The sequence below is a fragment of the Erythrobacter sp. S158 genome, from assembly GCF_057364915.1.
This window is the reverse complement of sequence record NZ_CP200279.1, coordinates 2,603,546-2,624,822: the sequence shown is the minus strand read 5'-3', so window position 1 is coordinate 2,624,822 and position 21,277 is coordinate 2,603,546. Positions and strand designations below refer to the sequence as shown.

The following is a 21,277-nucleotide window of genomic DNA, read 5'->3' as shown; positions in this document are numbered from 1 at the left end:
TCCTGTGTGAACACTTGAGTGATTATTGATCTGCTCGTGCTCAGATATGGCAGTGCAGATGAGCAATCACGATTGATACCATCACGTTCCAAACAGGAGGACGCGCATGAATACCTCTGCAGAAGCCGAACGCGCAGCGACCGTGAAGTGGCTGCACTCATTTGCAGACTCTTTAAGGCATGGCGGCTTTGAAAAAATGGCGAACGGCATCGAAGGTGCGACGATCGGCATCGAACGAGGCGAGCATCACAAGCATTGGGATATTTAGGCCTTGATTGAAAGCACAGACTAACGAGGTTGGCGCACGCACTGCATCTCACCACCTTGGCGGAGAAGCGCCTCGTCTTTCATCGGAAATGCTTCTTAGGGAATATGCGATATCTATGGAGGACAGATGGCCGCTACTTTCAAAGACAACATTAAGTCTGGCTTGGCGGTCATTTTGATCGCAGTTTGTGGCTTTTCGCTCGACATGGAGGAATACCAAAAGGATCGGGTGGCCACGGTCATTGTCAGATCGGTTGAACGTCTCGTCGCCGAAAGCAGAGTGCCAGAGCAATTGGATTCTGAAGAGGAACTCAACTGTTTGTCAGCAGATTCTGACTTCAGCTGACACAAGAGGCCCGGCTGACAGCGATAGCCGTGATGGGCGCTGTCGCAGTTGGGTCCACCATTGGCGAAGTATGTGTACAACTCGTGGGAAATGCGTCCTATGAGCTGGCCCCGCAATCCTAGCCCAACACCCGCCCCGCAACCGCATCGAGCTTCGCCACGATCGCCGGGTCGTGCTCTTCCGGGGCTGTAATCACTGCGTCGTCGAGCGCGGTATCAATCGGCGAGGCCTTGCGCGTTTTGGGCAGGTTCTCGATGAACTTCGCGACCATTTCGCGCGCTAGCTGGCCGTTTTCCTGCATCTGCGCGATGACCTGCGCGACGTTGACCTCTTCCTCGCCGTCGCGCCAGCAATCGTAGTCGGTTGCCATGCCAACCAGCGTGTAGGGCAGCTCTGCTTCGCGGGCGAGTTTCGCCTCAGGCATGCCGGTCATGCCAATCACGTCGGCGCCCCAGGCGCGGTACATGTGGCTTTCGGCGCGGGTGGAGAATTGCGGGCCCTCCATCGCAAGGTAAGTCGCGCCGGTCGCGACCTTGCCCTTGCAATCACTGATCGCCTTTGCCGCCATCTTCGATAGGCGCGGGCAGACCGGATCGGCCATCGAGACATGCGTGACAAAGCCGCTGGTGAAGAAGGTCGAGGCGCGTTGTTTGGTGTTGTCGATGAACTGCTCGACCACCGCAAAGCGGCCCGGCTCGATCTCTTCGCGCAAGGATCCCACGGCAGAAATCGCGAGGATATCGGTGCAGCCTGCGCGCTTCAGCGCGTCGATATTGGCGCGCGCGTTAAGCTGCGTCGGCGATATCGGATGACCCCTACCGTGGCGCGGCAGGAAGCGGACTTTCACTCCGCCGATCGTCCCGCACAGGATCTCATCGGACGGATCGCCCCATGGCGTATCGATAAGCAGCCACTGCTTATCCTCGACGCCAGCGATATCGTAGAGGCCCGAGCCTCCGATAATCCCGATGCACCAGTCTTTGGCCATAAAGTTAAGCGTATTCCTTTGCGCGACCGTTCTTGCCGGGCCGTCCTAATGCGCGATGCCTTAGGTTAGGTTTACGCGCTCGGGCAAGGCCTTGCGAATAAAGCCGTCGGCCTTGGCGAACGGCCCGGCGATGGATGGGCGCGAAGCCAAGCGCTCAAAGTAGGCTTCGAGATTGGGCCAATTGCCGAGCGGCGTTTGCGCAACAAGGCTGATCTGCATGAAGGTGCAGGTCACCGCGATATCGGCGATGGAGAAGGCGCCCTCTGCCATGAACTCGTTGTCGCCAAGCTCTGCGCTCAGATAGTCGAGGATCGGCGGCAGCTTTTCGGCCCAGCTTGCGCGCGCGGTTTCCATGTCCGGCTCCTTTCCGCCCAGAAGCGAAAAGAAGATCGGGCGGAAAATGCCCAGTCCGCCTGCGGGAGCCAGTACGGTGTCGGCATATTCCTCGATCGCGAGCGCGCGGCCATAGGCAAAGTCGTCTGCCGGATAGATCGCAGGCTCGGGATGCTTGCGCTCGATATAGGCGCAGATCGCGGAGGAATCGGCGATGGTGCCGCCCGGCCCTTCGGCCGCGATCGAGCGGTCGCGCAGCACCGGAATCCGGCGCATGGGCGAGATTTCGAGGAACCAGTCGGGCATCTTCATGATGTTGACCTGCTCGACATCGAAGTCTGCACCCTTCTCGATAGCGGTCGCCATCGCCTTGCGCGCGAAGGGCGAGACCGGGCTTCCATAGAACAGGAAATCGGGCGGGGTGTCGGTCATGGCTTGGCTCTCCCTCGTGTCTCTCGTGGCCATGTTCCATAGGCTCAAGCGTGAAGCTTGCAAGATGATCCGGAGCGCCAAGTTGCAATTCGAGATTGATTTTTGCGGTGAGACGTCCACCTTCAATGACAAGAGAGAATCCCCGCGCTATTCGGATTGGAGAGAGATAATGGTCACCCAGTACAAGAACCTCATCAACGGCAAGATGGTCGACACCGGCGAGTGGATGGACGTCGTCAACCCCGCGAATGAAGAAGTGATCGGCCAGGTCCCGGCTTGCGGGGAGGCGCAGCTTGACGAAGCCGTCGCTGCAGCCCGCGCTGCATTCAAGACCTGGAAGAAGTCGACCTTTGAAGAGCGTCAGGCCGCTTGCATGGCGATTTCGGGCGCGATCAAGGAAAACGCCGATGAGCTATTTCGTCTGCTGACCAGCGAGCAGGGCAAGCCGCATGCGCAGGCCAAGGGCGAGATTTTCGGCGCTGCCGGTATCTCGGCGGCGCAGTCGACGCTTCAGCTTGAAGAAGAGATCATTCAGGACGACGACACCCGTCTGCACCGCCACCGCCGTGTGCCGGTTGGCGTGGTCGGCGGCATCGTGCCGTGGAACTTCCCGGTCATGATGGCGATCCAGAAGATCGTTCCTGCCCTGATGGCAGGCTGCACGATCGTGCTGAAACCGTCGCCCTTCACGCCGCTCGCGACGCTTCGCATTGCAGAGCTGATTGCCGACAAGGTGCCCGCCGGCACGGTCAACATCATCACGGGCGAAGACAGCCTCGGCCCGCTCATCACCGGCCATCCCGATATCGACAAGATCACCTTCACCGGCTCGACCGCTACGGGCAAGAAGATCATGGAAGGCGCAGCCGGAGACCTCAAGCGCATCACGCTAGAGCTTGGCGGCAACGATGCCTCGATCGTGCTTCCCGATGCCGACCCCAAGAAGGTGGCCGAGCAGCTTTTCTGGTCGAGCTTCCAGAACGCAGGGCAGGTCTGCATCGCGGCCAAGCGCGTCTACATCCACGAAGATATCTATGACGAGCTTTCGGCGGCGATCGCCGAATACGCCAAGAGCGTGGTGGTGGGCGACGGCTCCGAACAGGGCACGGGTGTCGGGCCGATCCAGAACAAGAAGCAGTATGAGCGCGTGCTCGAACTGATCCAGGACGCCAAGGACAATGGCTACAAGTTCCTGACCGGCGGCGACAAGGATCCCTCGGGCAGCGGCTACTACGTGCCGATCACCATCCTCGACAACCCGCCCGAAGACGCGCGGATCGTTGCCGAGGAACAGTTTGGTCCGGTCATGCCGCTGATGAAGTTCTCGAGCGAGGACGAGGTGATCAAGCGCGCGAACAACTCCGACTACGGCCTTGCAGGTGCGGTCTGGACTGCCGACCACGACAAGGGTGTCGAGATTGCCGAGCAGCTGGAAACCGGCACGGTGTGGATCAACGAGTTTATGCACCTGTCGCCCTTCGCTCCGTTCGGTGGGCACAAGCAGTCGGGCTTCGGCGCTGAATACGGCAAGGAAGGTCTTAAGGAGTTCACCTATCCGCAGGTGATCACCGTGAAGAAGGATAACGTTGTCGCCTGATAGATGGGCGACAGCACTCCTGAACAACTGATCGAAGGGCTGGCGAGGGTGTGTGCTCGCGCCGGCCTTTCGCCTCCTTCGGCGCTGACGCGCCTGACCGGCGGCGCGACCATGGAGAGCTGGCGGTTCGAGGCGGGCCCGGAAGGAGAAAGCGCGGCTTTCGTCCTGCGCCGCGCGCCGAGCATCGAGTTCATGGAGGACCGCCCCTTCGGCCACGATGTCGAAGCTGCGGTGATCCGCGCTGCGCATGCCGCAGGCGTGACCGCGCCGGAAGTGGTGGCCGAGCTTGAGCCGGAGGACGATATCGGCTCGGGCTTCGTGATGCGCGCTTTACCGGGTACGCCGAACCCCAAGGAAATCCTGCTTTTCGACGAGGCGGACGCGCTGCTCAAACAGGCGGCGCGCGACCTTGCCCGCATCCATTCGCTTGGGCGCGGCGATGTGCCCGATGCGGTGCCGGTGATGAGTTACCGACAGGCTATCGCGGACCTGCGCGCCCAGTTCGAGGAAGCGGGCGGCGATCGCCCGATCATCGCGCTTGGCCTTAAGTGGATGGAGGACAATTGCCCCGACGAGTGCGAGCCCGTGCTCAACCACGGCGATTATCGCATGGGCAATCTGCTGGCTGAGCCCGGCAAGCTCACCGGCGTTCTCGATTGGGAGCTTGCGCATTTCGCCGATCGGCACGAGGACCTGGCGTTCGGTTGCATGGCTGTGTGGCGGTTTGCGCGATACGACCGGCCCGCGCTGGGGCTCGGAAGCCTTGAAGACTACTTTGCCGCCTACGAAGCCGAAGCGGGCGTGAAGGTCGACCACACCCGCTTCCGCTATTGGCTGATCCACCGCACCGTGTGGTGGGCGCTGGGCTGCCTGCGCATGGCGAAGTTCTGGCGCGATGGGTCGGACCGAATGCTCGAACGCGTGGTAATCTCGCGCCGGACGAGCGAGCAGGAGCTCGACCTGCTGATCCTGCTGGAGGAGGAAGCGCCGGAAGAAGAGCGGGCGCGCAAAGTCGCACTGCCCGAACTTCCAGAACAGGTTGGCGAGGCGACCGATGGCGAGCTGGCCATCGCCATCCATGAGTGGCTCGGCACGGTGAAGGACCGCTTCACTGGCCATGACAAGTTTCAATATGCCGTCGCGCGCAATGCGCTCGGCATGATCTCGCGCTATAACGCCGCCGCGATCCCGGCTTTCGAGAATGCGCCGCTCGCCCGCCGGATCATCGACGGCGAAGCGAGCTTGCAGGACGAAGGCTTGCTCACCGAATTGCGCGAGGCGATCCTTGCGACGATCATGCAGGACGTGCCGAAATATCCCGCGCTCGCGGTTGCGCGAAAGATGTGGACCGGAGAGAAATAGATGGACTTCGCAATTCCCGCAGACCTGCAAGCCTACTTGCAAGAACTAGACGCCTTCATCGCGGCCGAGATCAAGCCGCTCGAGCAAGCTGACGACAACATCCGCTTCTTTGATCACCGCCGCGAATGGGCGCGTACGAACTTCGAGGAAGGTGGCCTGCCGCGCGAGGATTGGGAAGCGCTGCTGCGCGAGGCCACCGCCCGCGCCGACAAGGCCGGTCACTGGCGCTTCTCCGCGCCCACGAAGTATGGCGGCAAGGACGGCTCGAACCTCTGGATGGCGGTCATTCGCGAGCACTTTGCGCTCAAGGGCCTCGGCCTCCACAACGACCTTCAGAACGAACACTCGATCGTCGGCAACTTCCCCTTCGTCGCCATGTTCGACCAGTGGGGGACCGAGGAGCAGAAGCAAGAATTCATCACCGGCGGCTTCGAGCGGGCCAAAGAAAAGGGGCGCCGCGTCGCCTTTGGCCTGACCGAACCCGATCACGGCTCCGACGCCACCCACATGGAAACGACCGCAGTGCGCGAAGCCCGCGACGGCGTCGATGGCTGGCTCATTAATGGCGAGAAGATGTGGATCACCGGCATGCATGTCGCGACCCACTGCGCGATGTTCGCCCGGACCAGCGGTGAGGCGGGGGACGCGTCAGGGATCACCTGCCTGCTCGTCCCCAATCCCACCGAGGGCCTCGAGATCGAGGAGTGGATGTGGACCTTCAACATGCCCACCGACCACCCGCGCCTGTCGATCAAGGATGTATGGGTCCCCGACAGCGCGATTCTCGGCGTCGAAGGGCGCGGGCTCGCGCTCGCACAGAGCTTCGTCCACCAGAACCGCATCCGGCAGGCGGCGAGCAGCTGCGGCGCCGCAATGTTCTGCATCGACGAGAGCGTGAAATATGCGCGTGAACGCAAACCCTTCGGCGAAGCTTTATCCAAGAACCAGGCGATCCAGTTCCCGCTGGTCGAGCTCGCGACACAGGCTGAGATGCTGCGCCTGCTCATCTTCAAGACCGCTTGGGAGATGGACAACATGCCGCACGAGGAGATCGAGCGCACGATCTCCGACAAGGTCTCAATGTGCAATTACTGGGCGAACCGGCTGGTATGCGAAGCCGCCGACCAGGCGATGCAGGTGCATGGCGGCATCGGCTATTCGCGGCACAAACCCTTCGAGCACATCTACCGCCACCACCGCCGCTACCGCATCACCGAAGGCAGCGAGGAGATACAGATGAGGAAAGTCGCGGCCTATCTGTTCGGCTATCTGGGTCCGAAAAGGGGCATGTTCGGCTAGCATTATCGTCTTCTTAGTCGCTGGATTGTACAACGCGGAAATGGCGATCGATCAAGACCTTCTTGATGAAGTAGAGGAGCTGCTCCCAGCTACTGTCCAACAGGATTTTCTCGAGTGTATTTCCGATCCGGCCCAAATCATGTCGTTGATGGTCGACTTGAAATGGGAGATTATGTTGCTCGAACTCGCGGGTGTCGAGCAGATCGTTGCGTTGAGTGACGTCGAAGGCTCAATGTTCAGCAATGGAGATCCGACGCACCCTTTGTGGAAACTGGACAAGACAATCGAGAGCCTTGGCCCTGATGCGCAAAGACTGGGGGCGAAGATTTTGCACTTTCATATCTGGCAAAACGTCAGACGCTTTCTTGAGAGGCCAGCTCTTTCCGAGGATGATTATCAATCCTGGTTGGTGAAGGTAGAAAAACCCGATCTGGCGAAGAAAGAGGATTGGGAGGAATTGGCCGAATCCCGGTGGGGAAGTGCTCTTTACGATCAGCGCAATCGCGAAATCGCAAGTTTCGTCATCAAGGAATATCCGGAGGAAACCGCTTATATCGTTACCGACGTCGAGGAGTTTTTTGCGCCCGAAGAAATTCCTTACTACGCGCGAGCGCTGAGCAGCCCTCAAATGCGCATTTTCCAGACAAAAATGCATTTGTTCGGAAGTGCGCATCAATATGATGTAAACACATGGACCGGTTACCGGATCTTCCACGATGTGACGAAGATCATTCGCGAGATCAAGACTTCATCAGGCGCCAGTGTCAATCTGGCAAACCGCCCCTAGCAATATCCTTTCGCGCCGCTAGTCTCCCGTTCCAAACGACGGGAGAATTCGAATGCGCCGCTTTACTGCTACCCTGCTCGCAGGCTCGATGCTTGCAATGCCTTCGCTGGCGATTGCCGATGACCACGAGGAGGAGGGCTGGGACGTCGAGGCTCCCCGCGGGGCGACGATTGAGCAGGTGCGCATCCAGACCGACGAGGGCACGTGGATGGATGTCGACGTCTCGCCCGATGGCGGCACGATTGCGTTCAACGTGCTTGGCGACATCTACACCATGCCGATCACCGGCGGCACGCCGCGCCGGATCGCGGAAGGGCTCGCTTGGGAGGTGCAGCCGCGTTTCTCGCCCGACGGGACCAAGATCGCCTTCACCTCGGACCGGGGCGGGGGTGACAATATCTGGGTGATGAATGTCGATGGCTCGGACAAGCGACAGGTGACGAAGGAGAGCTTCCGCCTGCTGAACCAGCCATACTGGTCGCCCGATGGCCGCTTCATCATTGCCAAGAAGCACTTCACCACAGCCCGCAGCGCGGGCACGGGCGAAATCTGGATGTACCATGTCTCGGGCGGCGGCGGGGTCGCGATTGTCGAGCGCGCCAACGAGGCTCTGCAAAAGGAACTGGGCGAGCCTGTCTTTTCTCCCGATGGCGAGGCGATCTACTACACCCGCAACACGACGCCGGGGAACCAGTTCATCTATGCGCAGGATTCGCAGACCGGCATCTTCGCGATTGAGCGCCATCACCTTGAAACCGGCGAAGTGACCACTGCGGTCGATGGCTATGGCGGCGCGGTTCGCCCGACCCCTTCGCCCGACGGGACCGAGATGGCCTTCGTGCGCCGCGACAAGGATACGAGCCAGCTGTGGGTCAAGGACCTCGCCACCGGGGCAGAGCGGATGATCCATGACGCGCTTGATCTCGACCTTCAGGAAACCTGGGCGGTTTACGGGGTCTATCCGAATATGGACTGGACCCCTGACGGGCGCAGCATCGTCTTCTGGGCAGGCGGCAAGCTCAACCGGATCGACAGTGACGGGTCGAACATGGCGGAAATCCCGTTCTCCATCGACGACACGCGCGGCATTGCCGATGCGCCGCACCCGTCAATCGAAGTGTCGCCCGACCGCTTCACCACCACCATGCCGCGCTTCGGGCAATTGTCGCCCGATGGCACGCAGGTCGTGTTTGAGAGCCTCGGGCGGCTATACACCAAGTCCGCGCGGGGGCGCGATGCGCCTCGTCCGCTGACCGGGGCGGCAGAGGGCACTATCGAAGGCTTCCCTGCATTCAGCCGCGATGGTTCGCGCATCGCCTATGTCGAGTGGACCGATGAGGATCTGGGCCGCATCATCACCGCAGATGCGAACGGACAAAATCCGCGCGTCATCACCAGCGAGCCGGGCCATTACGGCGACCTCACCTGGTCACCCGATGGCCGCCACATCGCTTACGAAAAGCGCAGCGGCGGTTTCCTGACCTCGCCTGCCTATTCCGAGACGACTGGCATCTACATGATCCCGTCCAATGGCGGCGAGCCGATGCGCGTCAGCCGTTCAGGCTCGAACCCGCAATTCGGCAGCGATCCTGAGCGCATCTACATGACCACGGGAAGCGGCGACGGGCTCCAGCTCGTCTCCGCCGACCTCGATGGAGAAGATCAGCGCACCATCATCAAGGGCGCGCTGCCGAGCGATTTTCGTGTCTCTCCCGATGGCCGCACGGTCGCTTTCCGCCAGAATTACGAGGTCTTCGCGATGCCGCTGATCCCCGGCGGCCGTGCGATCAGCGTCGATGAAACCAGCGGCCCGCTGCCGATCACCAAGGTGTCCGAAGGCGGCGCGGATTATATCGGCTTTGCCAATGGCGGAGAGACCCTGTTCTGGTCCATCGGGCCTGAGCTGATGAGCGCAAGCGTCTCCGACTTCTTCGCCAACGCTCCCAAGGGAGAGGGTGACGAGGACGAGGGATATTCACCGCCCGAGACGGGCATCTCGATGGCGCTTACCGTCCCGGCTGACAAGCCGACCGGCACCGTCGCTATCACCGGCGCGCGTATCCTCACCATGGCCGACGGGCTCGATGCGACCGATGCGGGCGCGATCGAGAACGGTACGATCGTCATCACCGGCGACCGGATCACCGCAATCGGCACGGCTGACGAGGTGAGCGTCCCGGCTGGTGCGACCATGGTCGATGCAAGCGGGCAGGTGATCATCCCCGGCCTCGTCGATGCGCACGCGCACGGTCCCTATGGCACCGGCGATTTCATTCCGCAGCAGAACTGGACGCTGGTTCAGGACCTCGCGCTTGGCGTGACCACGATCCACAACCCGTCGAGCGATGCCTCGACCGTCTTTGCTGCTGCCGAACGCCAGCGTGCGGGCACGATGCTGGGTCCGCGCATCTATTCGACCGGCGAGATCATTTACGGTGCGAAGGCCCCCGGCTTCTTCGCCCGGATCGACGACTATGACGACGCGCTCGCTCACGTCCGCCGGATCAAGGCGCAGGGCGGCATTTCGGTGAAGAACTACAACCAGCCGCGCCGCGAACAGCGCCAGATGGTTGCGCGCGCCGCTGCCGAGGAAAACGTACTGGTCGTGGCCGAGGGCGGTTCGCTGTTCGGGATGGACATGAACCTGATCGCCGACGGCAATTCGACCATCGAGCACAACATCCCCGGCGACGTCATGTACGAGGACGTGCTGCAATTCTTCGGAGCCTCAAACTCGAACTACACGCCGACGCTCAACGTGACCTATGGCGGGCTGGCTGGCGATCCGTACTGGCGGCAAGCGACCAATGTCTGGGAGAACCCGCTGATGGTTCACACCCCGCCCAAGGTGCTGCTCGCGCAGACAGGGCGGCGCACGACCGCGCCCGAATGGGCCTTCGTAGACGACAACGCCGCGAGAGAGGCGCACAAGATCGCGCAGCGCGGGGTCGAGGTGTCGATCGGCGCGCATGGCCAGCAGGCAGGCATCGGCGCGCATTGGGAAATCTGGAGCTTTGCTCGCGGCGGCATGAGCCCGGTCGAGGCGCTGCGCGCCGCCACCATCGCGCCTGCGCGCTCGCTCGGCATGGCGGGTGACATCGGCAGCCTCGAGGAAGGCAAACTCGCCGACCTCGTGATCCTGAGCGAAGACCCGACCGAGAATATCCGCAATTCGGACAAGATCGTGCGCGTGATGCTCGGCGGGCGGCTCTACGATGCGGCGACCATGCGCGAAGTCGAGACCGGCGACGGCGGACGGCTCGACTATTGGTGGGAAGCGGGCGGTGCCGGTGGCTCCGAGGGCGCAACTCACGCCGCCACCGCGCATGAGGATGCAGGCTAAGCCTCCGCCTCCATCAGCGCGCGCAAATCCTTCAGGGCCTTTGCGCGCAGCTGATGGACGCGCGGCACGCTGACTTCGAGCACGGCAGCAATCTCGGTGAGGTTCAGCTCCTCGACAAAGAACAGCTGGAGCACGAGCTTCAGCCGGTCGGGCAGCTGCACCATCGCTGCGATCAGGCGCTCGCGATCCTCGTTTCCGGCAAGCACCTGAAACGGGTCGGGATCGTCGCTCGCAAAGGCGGTGCTGGTCTCGTCGTATTCATCGGCGATCGAGGTGACGGTGACGCTCGAGGCTTCGATTTCGAGCAGTTCGGCGTCGCTGATCCCGAGCGTCTCGCAAATCCGCGCGCGAGATGGCTCTTCGCCAGTCTCATTGCGCAATCGTTCGACCACTTCGCCCAATTGCGCGCGTTTCTTTCGCGCGGTGCGGGTGTCGTTCATCAGCTTGCGGATCTGGTCGAACATCGCGCCGCGGACGCGGATCTTGGCATAGGCGGCAAAGCCGTCCTCGCCGGGCCCCTCGTGCCGCTGAGCGCATTCGGTGAGCGCGACGACGCCTGCCTGCATGAGGTCCTCGATCTCCAACCCCTCGCGGCCCGAACCGTAAATGTGCCAAGCCGCGCGGCGAACCAAGGGCAAGAACCTGCGCACGCGGTCCTCGACCTGATCGCGCGAGGTCGCGCCGTAACCATGCGCGCCGGCGAATGCGGAATGGTCGTGCTTCACGCGGCCATCTCCCGCGCTGGCGCGGCTTGCGGAGCGTCTGGAGCGGGCAGGCCTTCAGGTGCGGTTTCGGCGCCGATAGTGGCGATCACCTCGACCGGCTGCGTTGCCGGCAGCTCGTTGATCGAGAGTACCTGGCACTGGCGCGCGCGCTGGCGAAGCAGGCTCGCGAGAGCGCGGCGTGCCGGAGGCTGGACGATCAGGGCAACAGGCCCGCCGACCTCGTCGATGGCGGCATTGACGCGCTCTACGATCGTTGCGCCGCAATCGGGCTCAATCAATGGCTGGCCGCTTGCCGGATCGACCATCCCACCAAGGATCGCGCTTTCGAGCGCTGCATCGAGAGTGAGCACCCTGAGCCGCGCGCCTGGCTCGCAAATTCGCGCGATCAGGCGCGCGCCGAGATCGGCTCTCACCGCATCGATCAGCGCATCGAAATCTTGCGTGGTCTGGAGCGCGAGCGCGAGGCTGGTGAAAAGCGGCTGAGGGTGAGCCAGCCCGATACCATCAGCGATCAGAGCGCGCAGGATCCGGGTGAGCGCTGGCAGGGTCAGCGGGTCGGGATGCACAGCGTCGATCAGTGCGGGGGCGCGGGTCTTTAAATCCTCAATCATAGCGCGCACTTCCTCTGGCCCGAGCAATTGGTGAGCGAGGCGCAACAATTCCTGGTTGGTGTGCGTGGCGATAACCGTGCCCGGATCGACGGTAAGGAACCCTTCGGCGATGGCGTGATCGCGCGCGGCAGGGTCGATCCACAAGGCGGGGCAATCGAAGCTGGGATCGTGTGTGGCCTCGCCCGTCACCGAATGGCCGTTGCGAACGTCGCCGGTGTCGATGGCGAGCAGTTTTTGCGGCCTTACCGCACCGCTCGCGACCACCAGCCCGCCCAGGATCACGCGGTATTCGTTCGCGCCTGCCTCAAGCGAGTCCCTGATGCGGAACTGCGGCAGGACGAAGCCGAGATCGCGGCTCATCTGCTTGCGAATGCCAGTAATGCGGGTGAGGAGCGGTGCGCCTTTCGCCTCGTCGACGAGGTGCACGAGGCCATAGCCGAGCTCGATCGTGACAAGCGTCTGGTCGGAAACCTCCGCGATGTCGATATGGTCTGCGGGCGCGCTTTCCTCCGGCGGCTGTTCAAGCACGGGCTGCTCCGCGCGCTTGCGCAAGGTCCACCAGATCGCGCCTGCGATGGCGGCGGCGGGGATGAAGATCATCTGCGGCATCGCCGGGACCACGCCAATCGCTGCAAGGATCGCCGCGACGGGCAGCCAGCCGCGCGGATCGGCGAACTGGCCGCCGATCTGGCCTGCAAGGTCGCGCGTATCGGCAACGCGGGTTACGATGGCGGCGGCGGCGATGGAGAGCAGCAGCGCGGGCACCTGCGCCACCAGCGCGTCTCCGACCGCGAGTGTGATGTAAAGCTCGCCCGCTTCGGAGGCTGACAGGTCATGGCTGATCATGCCGAGCGCAAACCCGGCGATGATGTTGACGCCGAGGATCAGCAGCGCGGCAATTGCATCGCCCTTCACGAATTTCGACGCGCCATCCATCGAGCCATAGAAATCCGCCTCGACCGTTACTTCACGCCGCCTCGCGCGGGCTTCGTCGGCAGTGATCAGGCCAGCGGCAATGTCGGCGTCGATCGCCATCTGCTTGCCCGGCAAGGCATCGAGGACAAAGCGGGCGGACACTTCCGACACGCGCCCCGCGCCCTTGGTGATGACGATCATGTTGATGATGAGAAGGATGCAGAAAACGAACAGGCCCACGGCGAAATTGCCGCCGACGAGGAACTGACCAAAGCTCTCGATAATCTCGCCCGCAGCGTTTCCGCCTTCGTGACCGTTGACGAGCACGATCCGGGTGGAGGCCACGTTGAGCGCGAGGCGCAGCAGCGTCGCGAACAGGAGCACGCTTGGAAAGGACGAGAAATCGAGGGGCGCGCGTGCGTTCAACGCGACCATGAGCACCGCGACCGCAATCGCGATGTTGAGCACGAAAAACATGTCGAGCAGCAGCGGCGGGATCGGCAGCACCATCAGCACGAACAGCGCAAAGATGCCCACCGGCAACGCCATCGCGGCAGGCGCAGACTGAAACCGCTCGATCAGCGAGCTCGGCGGAGTTGTTGCCGCGCTCACAGGCCAAGCGCCTTCAGCTGATCATAGGCGCGGCGGACCTGTTTCGCATGGGCCTCGCTACCCAGCTTGGCTACGCCTTCCTGACTGTCGAGCATGTCGGATATCGGCGCGCGCGAACTGGGCGCTGCCAGCGCCAATGTGGATGACGATGCAATGGTTGGGCGATCCTGACCTGTCAGGGTCGGCGGCGTGCGCGGACCAAACACGGCCTCGTCCGCGATCATGTAGGGCGGGCGGATGATGTCCGGCGGGGCGAGCGAGGCTGCGGCGTAGGCTGGCGGGGCGCTCGCTGGTACATCCGAACGAGCGCGCTCCAGCTTCGCGCTCAGGTAATCCATCACCCCTGCAAGGCTGCGCGGCGCGCCGTTTCTTTCAAAGAACACTGGCTGGTTTGCAGCGGCAGGCCGTCTGAATAGCGCAGCCGCGCTCTGGTTGGGATCCTGCGCCATCTCCGACAAGAACCGCCCGGCTCCGCCTGCGCCGAGGAAATGCGCGAGGTAAAGCTCGCCATGATCGGGTTGCCGGCCAAGGATCGGGGCGAGATGTGCGCGGTTATCCTCTGCCAGACCTGCCGCCATGAGCGAGGCCACTTCGGGATCGTTGCGCATCGCGAGGATCGCCTGACGCGCATGGGGATCTGCGACATAGGCGGTGCCGCCTGGCGTCGTGTCGATCTGCGCAGCGATATTGCCAAGGCCGAAGCGTGCGCCATGGCGCTGCATGGTGCCGAGCCAGGTGCTCTCGATGAATTGGTAAAGCCCCGTGGCGCTTGACGTTCGCGCCCGCGCCGTCGGGTTCATGGCCGATTCTACCTGAGCCTGAGCCACGAGGAAATCGAAGTCGACGCTCGTCGCCTGCGCCGCGTTTGCAATGGCTTCTTCTACGCTCGGGCGCGCGGGTGTGCTGGCTTCGAATGCGGCTTGCGCGGCGATCTGTCTGGTGGCCCCTTGCTGAGGGTGCGCGCCGTGATGGATGCGGGCAGCCTGTTCAAAGGCGCTGCGGATCGCGGAACTGGGAACGGATTGCGGGTTCACTTGGGGCCTCGCTTGCTGCTTCTCTTGGGCCCCGCTCAATTCGCGAAGCCCGCGAGGGGAGGATCAGCAAGCGCCGTGCCAAACACGGTTAATGCGTCAGTGAAGCTCTCAGGCGATTGCTCCGCCGCGCACTTCGTAAGCTGGCCGCGCTCCGCCAAGCGCTTCAAGCCGGGTGGTCACATTGGCAGCGAGCAGGTTGCGCACCCGCCGGTTTACTTCGTTCAGCGACCGTGCGGCCTCGGCGAGGTCACGAACCCGCGGGTCAAGCGCTTCGGGGCCAAAGGGTGCAATCGCATCGCACAGCGCCTCTTTGTCGCGCGCGAGTTCAAGAAGGGCATCGGCATCAAGTCCGGCAAGCGCTTGCCGCTCGGCCTCCAGCACGGCAATCATCTGCCGCAGATTGCCGGTGAGATTGCCGGTGAGATTGGAGGCGTCGGTGCTCAACGCTCTATCCCTAGGCTGAGCTGTGCGGCGATCATCGCATCGGCGATTTCCGTCGGCACGAGCGGGTAGCTGCCGTCCTTGAGAGCCTCGCGAATTTGCGCGACGCGATCATCATCGACTGGCGCGCTTTGCGTGTCGAGCGATCCGCTCACTTCGATGGAGACGCCCTGCGCCCCGGACGGGACACCCGTCCGATTGCTCTCGCCTACCGGTGGACGACCTGCGGCGATGTCGGTGTCGGACAGAGCGCGAGGAGCAGTGACGGACTGCAATTTGCTCAGTTCGAAAGAGGGCATTGTGCTTCTCCGGGTGGTGCTATCATGGGTGAGAACGGCTGGGCGATTGCATCTTTAAGGCCTGCGCGAGCGATGGTTCACGGGGCAGGGATGATCGCGAGGCCGGGCCGTTCGATGCGGGCGCGGACCGGCTGAGCATCGCGCGAAGTGCGCACGGCGATCCAGTCGCCTGGGCTGCCATTTTCCATCGCCTCGCCTGCCTGCTGTACCGTGAAGCCGCGTCCACGCACCGCAATCGTGAGCGGGTCGCCGCGGGTGACAACAGGCTCCGCTTTGTCCGGCACATTGGCTGTGTGAGCGGCGATGAAGATGCGCCAGGGCTGGGGCCCTGCGCAACTCACCGCAAGGGTCGTGCGCGCCCTGCCATGCCAGCTCACTCCAAGCGGCGCGGCGCAGGCCGCCAGCCTGAGCCGCCGGTCAGCGGGCATGCGTGCGCTGCCTTCCTGTCCGATGGGCAAGCCCGTAAATTCGACGATGGCGCGGTCAATCGCGGCGGGATCAATGTGGGGACCCTGAATGGCATTTTGCGCGCCGACCGGCGCGGCGGCTGCGAGCATTCCGGAAAGCCCGACTGCAATCAGGGCGCCCTTTACGCGCGGGTAGCGTGCTGGTGCGGTGAGTTTCATTCTCTGCCTTTCAATTGGCCATGAGCGATTTGCTTTTCCTGCGAGCTCATGAAGCAAACGCCATGCCAATCAGCGCATTAAGGGAGATTGCGAAGCGTGGCAGAGGCCCGATTTAACTTCGCGGCCATAGGCACTTGGGTCTTGCCAGCCAGCCTGAGGCGCGCCGCGAGTTGCTTGAGCGCATTTCCGATTTCATCATGCGACATGATCTGAACGTGACCGGCGCCAATCTCGCCGCGATCGGGACCGCCCTTTCAGGCACGAATGTCGCCTTGGCAGAGGCGGTCGCTCAAAGAGAGATTGCGCGCGAGCCGATCGATCAGCGCTGGCTTGATACGGTGATGCGGCTCGACCCGGAGACGGGCAAGCGCATGAACGAGCTCGAAAAGCTGATGGACCGGATGGAATACGCGCTGATGCGGTTTGCCCAGACGGCGAAGTCGGCTCAGGACGAGACATGCGAACATCGCGGCGCGCTGGGTGCGGAAATAGAGCGGCTGTCGATCAATGACGATGCGCAGCCGATCGCCCCGGACGTGACCCGCGTGATCGACCTGTCTCGTGCAATGCTGGACCGCCTGAGCGAGGCGGAAGCCGCCATGGAACGCAGTCAGGCCGAAACCGACAAGCTGCGCTCTAGTCTCGCCGAGGCCCGGATCGAGGCCGATGTCGATCACCTGACCCGGCTTCCCAATCGCCGTTCTTTCGAGCGCCAGCTGATCGCGGCAGCACAGAAGGTCGAGCAAGAGGGAGCAAAGCTGTGCGTTGCCTTTTGCGATGTCGACAATTTCAAGCAGGTCAATGACAAGCACGGCCACGATGCCGGTGACCGGGTGTTGGTCGCGATTGCAGGCACCTTGAACGATCATGCCAGCAACGACTGCTTTGTCGCTCGCCACGGTGGAGAGGAGTTTGTCCTGCTGCTCCACGATGTCGATCTTGAAGAGGCATGGCGCAAGCTCGACGCAGTCCGGCGGGCTCAGGCACTCAAGCGCATGGTCAACCGCGAAACCGGCAAATCCTTTGGGAAGATCACGTTCTCAGGCGGTATTGCGCAGGTGCATGGGGCGGGCGACGCCCGCGATGCGCTCGCACGCGCTGACGCAGCCTTGTATGAGGCCAAGCGCGAAGGCCGCGATCGGATCGTCACGGGTTAGGGCTCGTTCGGCAGAACTGGCGCATCGTAAGCAAGGCTTGCGTGAAGGTCGCTCTCGTCCCCGCGCGCGATGACGACGCGAACGGCATAACCCGCCTCATCCGCTTGGGCGGAAAGCCGTTGTGCAGCGGCCCACGCCGAGGCTCGATCCTCGCCCTGATACTGAGCATAAATCGTTAGTGTGGAGCGATGATCGACGGGCTGGCTGGCCAGCCATTCGCGCAATTCTGGTCCTGACACCGATGGCCGAAAGAGCGCTTGTGAGGGCGCAAATTGTGGCTGCTGGGATCGCGAGGACGTGTTGCCGACAGCCACATCCTCGGTTTCGCTGCCGGCCAATCCGGAAAGCGTCACCAGGAAAAGGATCAGCGCAAGATCTGCGAGCACAAGCTGCCAGCTTTGCGGTGCAGCCGGGTTCATGCGGCGTCTCTCAATTGCGACGTTTTGCGCACGCGATGCGGGCTGATCTCATTCAGAAACCAGTCTTGCATGGCGCTGCGGGCGTGTTCTTCCGCATCGCTTTGGCGCTCGATTGCTCGTGCAATCGGGAAGTAGATCAGATGCGCGGTCAGCACGCCGTAGAGCGTGGAGAGCACCGCGCTTGCGAGCGAGGCCATGATTGTCTGCGAGGTCTCGAAGCCCGGCCCTGGCATCAACTGGGTGATGGCAAACAGAGTGCCGACCAGACCGAAAACCGGTGCAAGTTCGCCTGCAGTTTCGAAAAGGCGTGCCCCGCGCGCTCTTTCGGCAAGGCGCGCCTTGCGCGTTTCGCTCGCGGCTTCGTGAAGTTTATCGAGGCTGCCCGTTGAAAGATAGCGCTCAACCGATCCTGCCAGGTCGGGGTCAGGCGGCAGATCGGTTTCGCTGCAAAGGGCGCCGCGCTTGCTGATGCTGACGGCGCACCGTGCGAGCGCTGAACGGTTGGCAACTTCATCGAACCCACGATGCCCAAGGCGCAAAAGTGCGCGCACGCCGCTCGCCATGCCGCTGCGCCCGCTGCGTGCGGCAGCCGCCGCCCAGGTCCCGGCAATCACAATGCTGATCGCGGAAATGTCGACCAGGGGCGCAAGCGCGCTCATCATTCCTACCGTCTCCCGCGTGATCGACCGTTTGTGTGTCGCCATGAGAACGGATGCCAACGTGCAGGATTAAGGTGATGGACACGGCAAGGCAGCGGATTGCCGTTCGCCTGCAAGGCTTTGCCGTGGTTTGCCGGTCCGCCGCGTTCCAGCGCCCGGTCTTGCCCATTCCGAGGCACTTGGCACGCATTCTGCAACCCTCCCGGCAAACCCGGTTCTCACCGTCCAGAGGGATACGAAGGCTCGATCATGTCAGAAACGATTTTCGGAATACACGGTGCCGCGCTTGAGCTTCGATCGCAGCGCATGGGCGTGATCGCGTCGAACATCGCCAATGCGGCAACGCCGGGCTTCAAGGCGCGCGACATGGACTTCAACGCGGCTCTCGATTCGCGGCTGGAGACACAGCAGGGCGCGCCTGCAGCTCTCGGCGAGCCCGAACTGCTCTATCGGCGCTCCGCCATGCCCACGCTCGATGGAAACACGGTCGAATTGTCGCGCGAACAGGTCGCCTTTGCCGAGAACGCTCTGGCTTATTCCGCAACGCTCAGCTTCGTGCAGGGGAAGGTCAACACGATCACCCGCGCGCTTAAGGGCGAGTGATCGATGTCTGAGCGTACCACCCTCTTCTCCATGACCGAGCGCGCGATGTCAGCCCAGCTCGTGCGCATGAATGTCGCCACTTCGAACCTTGCCAATGCCGGATCAGTCGCTTCGTCCGAGGCCGAAGCCTATCGGCCCATGCGCGCGGTTTTCCGGGCCGAGCTCGACCGCGCGAGCGGGCTTTCGAGCGTGCAAACAGCCGGCATCACCCAGTCCAATGAAGCGCCCAGCAAGCGCTACGACCCTTCGCATCCGCTCGCCGACGAGACGGGACACGTTTTCGAAGCGCCCGTCGATGAGAGCGCCGAGATGGTCGAGATCATGGAAAGCGCGCGCCAGTACCAGAACATGGTGCAGGCGCTTCAGACCGCGAAACAGTTGATGCTGGAAACGCTCAGGAGCAATTGAAATGAACGCCATTACCACGCCGCTTGGCGCTGACCTCAAGGCCAATCTCGACCGGATCAACGCGCCTTCGACCATTCGCAGGGAGAGTGCCGCGGCATCGCTTGATTCCGAAGATTTCCTTCGTCTGATGACCGCGCAGCTGGCCAATCAGGACCCGCTTGAACCGCAATCGAACGAGCAGATGCTCGCCCAGTTGGCGCAGTTCTCGAACCTTGAGAACGGCACGGCCTCGCGAGCCACGCTCGATGAGATTTCCGCCAAGCTCGACGCGCTGATCGAAGCGCAGGAGCGCGCGGCAGCCGCCGCCGCTTCGGCTGCCGAGGCCGCCGCCTTTGCGAGCCAGACCGCCACCTGATCCCCCGAACCACCCAAGGAACAAACCCATGTCATTCTTCACCTCGCTCAGCGGCATGCGCAATGCAGAGACCGACCTTCGCGTCATCTCGAACAACATCGCCAATGCCGAAACCGCCGGCTTCAAGAAGTCGAGCGCGCAATTCTCCGACCTCGTCGCGAGCGGTGGTAGCACCGATCCGCGCACCACGCCCGGCATCGGCGCGACTGTCTCGCGCATTTCGCAGGATTTCGGCCTCGGCCAGCTGGAGCAGACGGGCCGGGCGCTCGATATCGCGATCAATGGCGGGGGCTTCATCACCTCTGCCAACGCGATTTCGGGCGACATAAACTTTACCCGCAACGGCAACCTCGAAATTGTCGCCAGCGGCACTCTGCAGGACGCATTCGGCGACCGCATTCAGGGCTTCCCGGTCGACGGCACGGGCACACCGACCTCGAATGTGCCCGGCGACATCACCATCCCCACCTCGCGCACGGTGACCGATCCCGGCACGGGCGCGACGCAGGATTTCCAGCTCACCAGCGTCGGCTTCGATGCGCGCGGGGTGCTGACCGCGACCTATTCCGACGGCTTCAGCGAGCCTGTCGCGATGTTGTCGCTTGCGACCTTCCCCGCAAATGGGGGCCTGCGCTCGATCGGGCAGACCAAGTGGGAGGCGACCGCGGAATCGGGCGATCCCGAGTTCGGCCAGCCCGGCGTCGGCAATTTCGGCGCGATCGCGACGGGCACGCTCGAACGCTCTAACGTCGATCTTGCCGAGGAAATGGTCTCGCTCCTGACCGCACAGCGCAATTTCCAGGCGAATGCGCGCGCGATCGACACAGCGACCGCGATTACCCAGACCGTGCTCAACCTGCAGCGGTAAGGCGTAGACGATGGACCGCCTGATCTACACCGCGCTCACCGGCATGGATGCGAGCATGAACCGCCAGCGCATGGTGGCAAACAATCTCGCAAACGCCTCGACACCGGGCTTTCGCAAGGAGGTCTTCACGGTGACGCCTTCGACGCTGCGCGATGGCTCGATCGAGGCGCGTTCGCTGGCGAAGGGCGCGGTGCGATCGGCGGATATGGCACCAGCCAAGGTCAATCCGACCGGACAGCCGCTCGATATCGCGGTGGAGGGCGAGGCGCTCATCGCGTTTCAATCGCCCGGCGGCGGCGAGGTTTATTCGCGCCGCGGAGACTTGCGCGTTGCGCCCACGGGCCTGCTCGAAAACGGAGAGGGCCTGCCAGTGCTCGGCGAGAGCGGCGCGCCGGTGACTGTGCCCGCTGGTTTTCGCGTGACAGTCGCTCCCGATGGGACGCTGCTTGCATCCGACCCCGCAGCGCCGGGTGAGGAACCCGCCGCGATCGACCGGATCAAGCTGGCCTCTCCGCAAGGCAGCCCGCTCGCAAAGGGCACCGACAGCTTCCTGCGAGTGCCCGGCGGCGGTGTGCTTCCCACAGACCCGACTGCGCGCGTCATCCCCGGAGCGCTTGAGGGATCGAATGTGGAGACCGCCGGGACCCTGATCGAAATGATCGATGCCCAGCGCGCATTCGAACAGCGCGCGCGGATCATCCAGACCGCCGGCGAGCTCGATGAAGCGAGCAGCCGCTTGCTCTCCATGGGCTGACAAAGCGCCAGAGCCTCAGACCCAATTTCAAGGAACC

The 21,277-nt window shown here is 62.9% G+C and carries 23 protein-coding genes; 13 read left to right on the top strand and 10 right to left on the bottom strand.

The genetic code is table 11. The annotated features are described in order from the left end of the window. Positions 1–106 precede the first annotated feature (106 nt). Positions 107–268, top strand: a complete 162-nt coding sequence (locus AC0V6T_RS12790; RefSeq protein WP_486127440.1) for a hypothetical protein — start codon at positions 107–109, stop codon at positions 266–268. Positions 269–394: 126 nt separating this feature from the next. After that, a complete protein-coding gene (locus tag AC0V6T_RS12785; RefSeq protein WP_486127438.1) occupies positions 395–613 on the top strand; it encodes a hypothetical protein in 219 nt (72 codons plus the stop codon). A gap of 118 nt (positions 614–731) precedes the next feature. On the opposite strand, the gene mtnP is transcribed toward AC0V6T_RS12785, so the two are convergent. Beyond that, positions 732–1,601 carry an S-methyl-5'-thioadenosine phosphorylase gene (gene mtnP / locus AC0V6T_RS12780; RefSeq protein WP_486127436.1) on the bottom strand — a complete coding sequence of 290 codons (870 nt, stop codon included), beginning with the start codon at positions 1,599–1,601 and terminating at the stop codon, positions 732–734. A gap of 60 nt (positions 1,602–1,661) precedes the next feature. After that, positions 1,662–2,366 carry a glutathione S-transferase family protein gene (locus AC0V6T_RS12775; protein WP_486127434.1) on the bottom strand — a complete coding sequence of 235 codons (705 nt, stop codon included), beginning with the start codon at positions 2,364–2,366 and terminating at the stop codon, positions 1,662–1,664. A 169-nt stretch (positions 2,367–2,535) separates the two neighbouring features. Here AC0V6T_RS12775 and AC0V6T_RS12770 point away from each other — a divergent pair, with 169 nt between their 5' ends. The 5 genes from AC0V6T_RS12770 to AC0V6T_RS12750 are packed head-to-tail and all read left to right on the top strand — an operon-like array spanning position 2,536 to position 10,754. Then, complete coding sequence (locus AC0V6T_RS12770; protein ID WP_486127432.1) at positions 2,536–3,963, top strand: aldehyde dehydrogenase family protein; 1,428 nt, start codon at positions 2,536–2,538, stop codon at positions 3,961–3,963. A gap of 3 nt (positions 3,964–3,966) precedes the next feature. Then, positions 3,967–5,325 carry a phosphotransferase family protein gene (locus tag AC0V6T_RS12765; protein WP_486127430.1) on the top strand — a complete coding sequence of 453 codons (1,359 nt, stop codon included), beginning with the start codon at positions 3,967–3,969 and terminating at the stop codon, positions 5,323–5,325. Further along, the gene (locus AC0V6T_RS12760) at positions 5,326–6,624 is read left to right on the top strand and encodes an acyl-CoA dehydrogenase family protein (protein WP_486127428.1); all 1,299 of its coding nucleotides are present in this window, start codon (positions 5,326–5,328) and stop codon (positions 6,622–6,624) included. A 40-nt stretch (positions 6,625–6,664) separates the two neighbouring features. Further along, a complete protein-coding gene (locus AC0V6T_RS12755) occupies positions 6,665–7,411 on the top strand; it encodes a hypothetical protein (RefSeq protein WP_486127426.1) in 747 nt (248 codons plus the stop codon). Between the two features lie 52 nt (positions 7,412–7,463). After that, positions 7,464–10,754 carry an amidohydrolase family protein gene (locus AC0V6T_RS12750; protein WP_486127424.1) on the top strand — a complete coding sequence of 1,097 codons (3,291 nt, stop codon included), beginning with the start codon at positions 7,464–7,466 and terminating at the stop codon, positions 10,752–10,754. Here AC0V6T_RS12750 and AC0V6T_RS12745 read toward each other — a convergent pair. From AC0V6T_RS12745 to AC0V6T_RS12720, 6 genes are all read right to left on the bottom strand, one after another. Beyond that, positions 10,751–11,479 carry a sigma-70 family RNA polymerase sigma factor gene (locus AC0V6T_RS12745; RefSeq protein ID WP_486127423.1) on the bottom strand — a complete coding sequence of 243 codons (729 nt, stop codon included), beginning with the start codon at positions 11,477–11,479 and terminating at the stop codon, positions 10,751–10,753. The two genes, AC0V6T_RS12750 and AC0V6T_RS12745, sit on opposite strands and share 4 nt — an antisense overlap. After that, positions 11,476–13,554, bottom strand: a complete 2,079-nt coding sequence (locus AC0V6T_RS12740; RefSeq protein ID WP_486128594.1) for a flagellar biosynthesis protein FlhA — start codon at positions 13,552–13,554, stop codon at positions 11,476–11,478. Before AC0V6T_RS12740 ends, AC0V6T_RS12745 begins: the two co-directional genes overlap by 4 nt. Positions 13,555–13,613: 59 nt before the next feature. Continuing rightward, positions 13,614–14,651 (bottom strand): transglycosylase SLT domain-containing protein, encoded by a 1,038-nt coding sequence (locus tag AC0V6T_RS12735; protein ID WP_486127421.1) that lies wholly within the window; start codon positions 14,649–14,651, stop codon positions 13,614–13,616. 108 nt (positions 14,652–14,759) lie between these two features. Continuing rightward, on the bottom strand, positions 14,760–15,095 hold the full coding sequence (locus AC0V6T_RS12730; protein ID WP_486127419.1) for a flagellar protein FlgN: 336 nt from the start codon (positions 15,093–15,095) through the stop codon (positions 14,760–14,762). Then, entirely contained in the window at positions 15,092–15,391 is a 300-nt protein-coding gene (locus AC0V6T_RS12725; RefSeq protein WP_486127417.1) for a flagellar biosynthesis anti-sigma factor FlgM, read from the bottom strand. Before AC0V6T_RS12725 ends, AC0V6T_RS12730 begins: the two co-directional genes overlap by 4 nt. Positions 15,392–15,468: 77 nt before the next feature. Continuing rightward, positions 15,469–16,017: a flagella basal body P-ring formation protein FlgA gene (locus tag AC0V6T_RS12720; protein ID WP_486127415.1), complete on the bottom strand. Its 549-nt coding sequence runs from the start codon at positions 16,015–16,017 to the stop codon at positions 15,469–15,471. Between the two features lie 134 nt (positions 16,018–16,151). On the opposite strand from AC0V6T_RS12720, the gene AC0V6T_RS12715 reads away from it, so the two are divergent. Further along, the gene (locus AC0V6T_RS12715) at positions 16,152–17,174 is read left to right on the top strand and encodes a GGDEF domain-containing protein (RefSeq protein ID WP_486127413.1); all 1,023 of its coding nucleotides are present in this window, start codon (positions 16,152–16,154) and stop codon (positions 17,172–17,174) included. Here AC0V6T_RS12715 and AC0V6T_RS12710 read toward each other — a convergent pair. Together AC0V6T_RS12710 and AC0V6T_RS12705 are read right to left on the bottom strand one after the other, a co-directional pair. Further along, on the bottom strand, positions 17,171–17,593 hold the full coding sequence (locus tag AC0V6T_RS12710; protein WP_486127411.1) for a hypothetical protein: 423 nt from the start codon (positions 17,591–17,593) through the stop codon (positions 17,171–17,173). The two genes, AC0V6T_RS12715 and AC0V6T_RS12710, sit on opposite strands and share 4 nt — an antisense overlap. Continuing rightward, a complete protein-coding gene (locus AC0V6T_RS12705) occupies positions 17,590–18,297 on the bottom strand; it encodes a MotA/TolQ/ExbB proton channel family protein (RefSeq protein ID WP_486127409.1) in 708 nt (235 codons plus the stop codon). The genes AC0V6T_RS12710 and AC0V6T_RS12705 overlap by 4 nt, the downstream gene beginning before the upstream one ends. A gap of 204 nt (positions 18,298–18,501) precedes the next feature. Here AC0V6T_RS12705 and flgB point away from each other — a divergent pair, with 204 nt between their 5' ends. Genes flgB through AC0V6T_RS12680 form a run of 5 tightly spaced genes read left to right on the top strand, consistent with a single transcriptional unit; the run spans position 18,502 to position 21,240 of the window. Next, a complete protein-coding gene (gene flgB, locus AC0V6T_RS12700; protein WP_486127407.1) occupies positions 18,502–18,855 on the top strand; it encodes a flagellar basal body rod protein FlgB in 354 nt (117 codons plus the stop codon). Positions 18,856–18,858: 3 nt separating this feature from the next. Beyond that, positions 18,859–19,263 (top strand): flagellar basal body rod protein FlgC, encoded by a 405-nt coding sequence (gene flgC, locus AC0V6T_RS12695; protein WP_486127405.1) that lies wholly within the window; start codon positions 18,859–18,861, stop codon positions 19,261–19,263. A gap of 1 nt (position 19,264) precedes the next feature. Then, positions 19,265–19,618 carry a flagellar hook assembly protein FlgD gene (locus AC0V6T_RS12690; RefSeq protein ID WP_486127403.1) on the top strand — a complete coding sequence of 118 codons (354 nt, stop codon included), beginning with the start codon at positions 19,265–19,267 and terminating at the stop codon, positions 19,616–19,618. Positions 19,619–19,646: 28 nt separating this feature from the next. Further along, positions 19,647–20,486, top strand: coding sequence for a flagellar hook-basal body complex protein (locus tag AC0V6T_RS12685; RefSeq protein ID WP_486127401.1), 840 nt, complete (start codon positions 19,647–19,649; stop codon positions 20,484–20,486). Positions 20,487–20,496: 10 nt separating this feature from the next. Next, positions 20,497–21,240, top strand: a complete 744-nt coding sequence (locus tag AC0V6T_RS12680; protein ID WP_486127399.1) for a flagellar basal body rod protein FlgF — start codon at positions 20,497–20,499, stop codon at positions 21,238–21,240. The last annotated feature ends 37 nt before the right edge of the window (positions 21,241–21,277 follow it).

Excerpts from the sequence above, each read along its gene's own strand:
- AC0V6T_RS12785 (WP_486127438.1), top strand. The coding sequence starts at position 395 with ATGGCCGCTACTTTCAAAGACAACATTAAGTCTGGCTTGGCGGTCATT.
- AC0V6T_RS12705 (WP_486127409.1), bottom strand. The coding sequence starts at position 18,297 with ATGGCGACACACAAACGGTCGATCACGCGGGAGACGGTAGGAATGATG.
- AC0V6T_RS12725 (WP_486127417.1), bottom strand. The coding sequence starts at position 15,391 with ATGCCCTCTTTCGAACTGAGCAAATTGCAGTCCGTCACTGCTCCTCGC.
- AC0V6T_RS12770 (WP_486127432.1), top strand. The coding sequence starts at position 2,536 with ATGGTCACCCAGTACAAGAACCTCATCAACGGCAAGATGGTCGACACC.
- AC0V6T_RS12790 (WP_486127440.1), top strand. The coding sequence starts at position 107 with ATGAATACCTCTGCAGAAGCCGAACGCGCAGCGACCGTGAAGTGGCTG.
- AC0V6T_RS12685 (WP_486127401.1), top strand. The coding sequence starts at position 19,647 with ATGTCATTCTTCACCTCGCTCAGCGGCATGCGCAATGCAGAGACCGAC.
- AC0V6T_RS12760 (WP_486127428.1), top strand. The coding sequence starts at position 5,326 with ATGGACTTCGCAATTCCCGCAGACCTGCAAGCCTACTTGCAAGAACTA.
- AC0V6T_RS12740 (WP_486128594.1), bottom strand. The coding sequence starts at position 13,554 with ATGGCGTTGCCGGTGGGCATCTTTGCGCTGTTCGTGCTGATGGTGCTG.
- AC0V6T_RS12710 (WP_486127411.1), bottom strand. The coding sequence starts at position 17,593 with ATGAACCCGGCTGCACCGCAAAGCTGGCAGCTTGTGCTCGCAGATCTT.
- AC0V6T_RS12750 (WP_486127424.1), top strand. The coding sequence starts at position 7,464 with ATGCGCCGCTTTACTGCTACCCTGCTCGCAGGCTCGATGCTTGCAATG.
- AC0V6T_RS12720 (WP_486127415.1), bottom strand. The coding sequence starts at position 16,017 with ATGAAACTCACCGCACCAGCACGCTACCCGCGCGTAAAGGGCGCCCTG.
- flgB (WP_486127407.1), top strand. The coding sequence starts at position 18,502 with ATGTCAGAAACGATTTTCGGAATACACGGTGCCGCGCTTGAGCTTCGA.
- flgC (WP_486127405.1), top strand. The coding sequence starts at position 18,859 with ATGTCTGAGCGTACCACCCTCTTCTCCATGACCGAGCGCGCGATGTCA.
- AC0V6T_RS12690 (WP_486127403.1), top strand. The coding sequence starts at position 19,265 with ATGAACGCCATTACCACGCCGCTTGGCGCTGACCTCAAGGCCAATCTC.
- AC0V6T_RS12680 (WP_486127399.1), top strand. The coding sequence starts at position 20,497 with ATGGACCGCCTGATCTACACCGCGCTCACCGGCATGGATGCGAGCATG.
- AC0V6T_RS12775 (WP_486127434.1), bottom strand. The coding sequence starts at position 2,366 with ATGACCGACACCCCGCCCGATTTCCTGTTCTATGGAAGCCCGGTCTCG.
- AC0V6T_RS12765 (WP_486127430.1), top strand. The coding sequence starts at position 3,967 with ATGGGCGACAGCACTCCTGAACAACTGATCGAAGGGCTGGCGAGGGTG.
- AC0V6T_RS12755 (WP_486127426.1), top strand. The coding sequence starts at position 6,665 with ATGGCGATCGATCAAGACCTTCTTGATGAAGTAGAGGAGCTGCTCCCA.
- mtnP (WP_486127436.1), bottom strand. The coding sequence starts at position 1,601 with ATGGCCAAAGACTGGTGCATCGGGATTATCGGAGGCTCGGGCCTCTAC.